Annotated in this window: 5 protein-coding genes; 1 reads left to right on the top strand and 4 read right to left on the bottom strand. The window is 58.9% G+C overall.

Going from position 1 to position 3,522, the window contains the following annotated elements; translation table 11 throughout:
- Nucleotides 1-147: 147 nt before the first annotated feature.
- Nucleotides 148-312: a hypothetical protein gene (locus OIU93_RS20400; RefSeq protein WP_372342984.1), complete on the bottom strand. Its 165-nt coding sequence runs from the start codon at nt 310-312 to the stop codon at nt 148-150.
- Between the two features lie 34 nt (nt 313-346).
- On the opposite strand from OIU93_RS20400, the gene OIU93_RS20395 reads away from it, so the two are divergent.
- The gene (locus OIU93_RS20395) at nt 347-556 is read left to right on the top strand and encodes a hypothetical protein (RefSeq protein WP_264271869.1); all 210 of its coding nucleotides are present in this window, start codon (nt 347-349) and stop codon (nt 554-556) included.
- A gap of 1,325 nt (nt 557-1,881) precedes the next feature.
- Here OIU93_RS20395 and OIU93_RS20390 read toward each other — a convergent pair.
- From OIU93_RS20390 to OIU93_RS20380, 3 genes are all read right to left on the bottom strand, one after another.
- Nucleotides 1,882-1,989 (bottom strand): hypothetical protein, encoded by a 108-nt coding sequence (locus OIU93_RS20390; RefSeq protein WP_372342985.1) that lies wholly within the window; start codon nt 1,987-1,989, stop codon nt 1,882-1,884.
- 378 nt (nt 1,990-2,367) lie between these two features.
- Nucleotides 2,368-2,532, bottom strand: a complete 165-nt coding sequence (locus OIU93_RS20385; protein WP_372342983.1) for a hypothetical protein — start codon at nt 2,530-2,532, stop codon at nt 2,368-2,370.
- On the bottom strand, nt 2,529-2,930 hold the full coding sequence (locus OIU93_RS20380) for a tyrosine-type recombinase/integrase (RefSeq protein ID WP_372342982.1): 402 nt from the start codon (nt 2,928-2,930) through the stop codon (nt 2,529-2,531). The genes OIU93_RS20385 and OIU93_RS20380 overlap by 4 nt, the downstream gene beginning before the upstream one ends.
- Between the last annotated feature and the right edge of the window lie 592 nt (nt 2,931-3,522).

The raw sequence follows: 3,522 nt of genomic DNA, 5'->3' as shown, positions 1-3,522 counted from the left end.
TGGGCAATTTCGAGCCGCTGCCGAGAGGCTGAGGCTTAGCGCTCTTTTGGCATGAAATGAGCAGCCAACTTGGCCCACCGTCCTGACTGAAACGGCCCAATGCTTAGCGCTCACACACACAGCGGCCTCCTACGGGCCTATCTATTCCTAATCGGCGCCGATCTTCTCGCGCATGTTGTAGCTTCCGGTCTCGATCCAGATGGTGTTGTGGATGATCCGGTCCATGATCGCGTCAGTGGTGAGCCCAAGACCTGAGCCGCTGGTGCAGTCCTCGCCCTGTGCGGTCGCGCAGCTGTTCACTGTTCCATCCACGATGTGTCTTTTACCTGGCCTAAGGAGCTAACTCATGGCTCTCAAGATCGCTATAAGTGGCTCTGAAGGAGAATGTTCGCTTTTTGGCGAAGTGCCTCTGAACGGCAATATTGTTGCCTCTCAAAGAGTCAAATATTCACGAATTCCAAGAATCTGTGGCGACCCGGATTGTCGGTTGCGCAGAGCAGAGAATGATGGGGACGCCCTGCAAGTGACGATGTTCCACGTGAAACGACCCGGCTGATGCCCATTCTCGGCGGTATCAAGAATGTCGATGATGATTAGCCATTTCCCAACACGCATTGGTGATCGACCATTGAGCCCACTTGGATAAGCGCCAAAAATCCTGTCGAACTCTTCTTGTGTCCGCCGGACATTCCACGTGAAGACAGCCAGCGGGTCACAGCTACATTGAAGACGTAGATTTCTAGCCCAGCATAATGCCGTCTATTTTCATGGATATGCTTGCTGCCCATTGGAAGGCAATGTGATTGCAGCCATCGGTCGTATGCCGGCCTGGCATCTCTCAGTAGTTGCTTCCATGGGACGTTTCCGACTCCGCGTGGATGAGGATCAAAAGACAAGCCTCGGGTATGGCGGTCATAGATGCGCGAATAGACGGCCCGACTCCTGTAGAAAGGCTCCTATGACCATCGCAGGGAAAATGCCGCATGCCCAGCGATTGGTGCCAAGAGAACGGCCGGGGGAGCAGGTATGAGCAAGTAGTCGGGATCGTGGGCATAGTCCAAGACTGGCGAGGGTTTCGGTGGTGGACCGCCCGCAGGGGTTGCCTCGACCAACTGACCCGGGTGGGCTTCGGCCGCCCAGTTATTCTGCAGATGTGGTCGATGCGTGCATGGCTGGGTGTGGTTTCGGCAATCGTGCAAGATGGGTACTGTCCAAGGTGCCACGTTCATAGACAGCCAAGGAATTTGCCGCCGGTTCCGGCGTGGTTTCGGGTGTCCCACACAGCAGGATGGCGGCGGCAGACAGGGCCTCGATTCCAGACAGGATGCGCTACTTGCGCCCGTGTGGTTTGAGGGTGCGGGTTCCGTCAATAGCTGTTAGCCCGCCATCCTGCGATGATGGCGCCCAGGCTGTTGATGGCACGTTGGTGCGGAGCGATTACGGTCCCGTCCACCGCGGTGATGTTCTATGCAATTGCGTGATGCCCAGCCGGTGCGGCACTGTATCCTTCGCATGGGGGAATTCCGGCGGCACCGAATGGTAGTTCCCGCACCAGGCAACCAACGCCTAGCGGCTGGCGATGCGTTCCTCGCTGAGGATCACCGGGTACGGGACCGCCAATGATCCAAGGCTCTCATTGGTTGCCATGGTCTGCTCGAAGATGGCTTCGTACTGCACGGTCGGCCACCGGCGGTGAGTTGCCGTGTGGTCGTTCTTCTTTACTACGCCGATACGATGCCCCGAATGCGCCGGACGCAGGGCCACCTGCCCGTAGCGCCTGGCGGAGGTGATGGCGCGAGATCAATTTTAGGCCGGTCATTAAAGCGCTAAGAATCAGGCCACTTGGGCTCAATTTCCTGCCATGTTGGCATTTGGCCTATTTCATGAGGGCGTTCCTGACCCGGTAGGACTCGCCGGGAACTGCAGGAGCCTTCCGTTTTGCGCCTGCCGGTCGATGACGGCCGCGGCTATGTTGTCATTGCCGAACACCGATCCCCACCGGGAAATCTCCAAATTTGTGGTGATGATCAGGCTACGCTATTCCTGCCCGTCACGTGATCACCTGAAACGGCAGCCTGGCCTCTTCGATATCGTTCGGTAGATATCCCAGCTCGTCGAGACCGGGAATATGCCAATATCCAAGGCGCTGGGCGGTCCAGTTACGTGTCGATGCCGGGCCTCTTGTTAGCTGCGATAGATGTCGTGGCGGCATAGTTGCAAGCTCTTCAGGAAGTCCACGAGGCTGTCCGGTCCTTGGCATCGTCCTGGCGGCGAAGCAATTGATGTGGTCAGGGCGAAAGCCCGTTCCTAGATGGTCATGTCGGCGTACATGTACGTGTTCGATGACCGGACGTCGGCGCCACCGAGCTATAGCGCGCTGACCTTGCAAACGTCGCCGGCATGCAGGAGCGTCATCGCCGTGGTGTGGCGCAGGGTGTGCGGGGTGATCTTCTTGGTCTGCAGCTTCTCGCACGTCAATGCGGCCGTGGCGTCGTGCTTGGCCAATCGTTGTTCAACGGCGTCGCGGCTCAAGCGCCTCCCCTTGCGCGTGGAGAACAATGGATCGACGGGCCGTTTGCGTTCGGCTCTCCCTTCAGGACCAATGCCGTGGGATGGGTCAAGGGAACGGCGCGTTCCTCGCGTTCCTTGCCGCGGCATTGGATGTGGACTCCGGTGCGCGGGCCAATGTAACTGCCGTTGAGGCTTGTCAGCTCTGAGCCGCGCAGTCCTGTTTGGATGGCTAATATCTGCAGTGCGTGGTTTCGTCGGCCTGACCAGCATGAGCGGTGCGCTGCCGCGATGAGCGCCCCGACTTCTGCCGGCGTGAGGTAGGAAGCCGTAGCCTTGTCGAATCCTTTCGGAGGTATCCCCAGGACACCGGAGATCAGCGCTGAGTGCTCCGGGTGACGCAACGAGGCATCGGCGAACATGGGCCGAATGGCACCCAATCGATGAACGAACTAAAACAACAGCCGGAAGGTGCCGCGGTAGGAAGCCCTAGTGCGTGAACTTGCCTGGCGCTGCCTGGCCATCCGGTCGGTGAAGGACAACTGTACGGCCGGTGCGATCGTGCTCATGGTTGGTCTTCTTCGCTGCTGGAAGCGGCATCCCCGAGACAGTCGGCGGCAAGGGCCAAAAGCTCGACGCTGCCGAGAGGTACCAGTAAGTGAACCCCGGGTCCCGGTGTCCGAGATATGCCGAGAGATGCGGCGTCCGGGCAGGCTCGTTGGCTCCCTGCAGGTACCACTTCACCAAGGTATTCACCGCGAACGTGTGCCTCAGGTCGTGGAGCTTAGGGCTGTGTGGCGCGCCGACTCCCACGCCGCCTTCGCGCATAGGTCCCGGAAGGTCCCGCCGACCACGGTATAGAAGAGCCCCTTTCCGGTGACGGTCACGAGGAACGCTGTGTGTGATCGACTATCTTCAGTCCGTTTGAGCCAGGGAATCCAGCCAAGTTGGTGGCCGGTTTCCAGCCAAAAGAGCGGTAAGAATCAGGCCAGTGATTTCATCTCGGAAAACGTC

Source organism: Paeniglutamicibacter sp. ZC-3 (assembly GCF_025847175.2).
In the GTDB taxonomy this organism is placed as follows: Bacteria; Actinomycetota; Actinomycetes; order Actinomycetales; family Micrococcaceae; genus Paeniglutamicibacter; species Paeniglutamicibacter sulfureus.
Note: the sequence above shows the minus strand (reverse complement) of the source record. Positions and strands in the feature narration are given on the sequence as shown.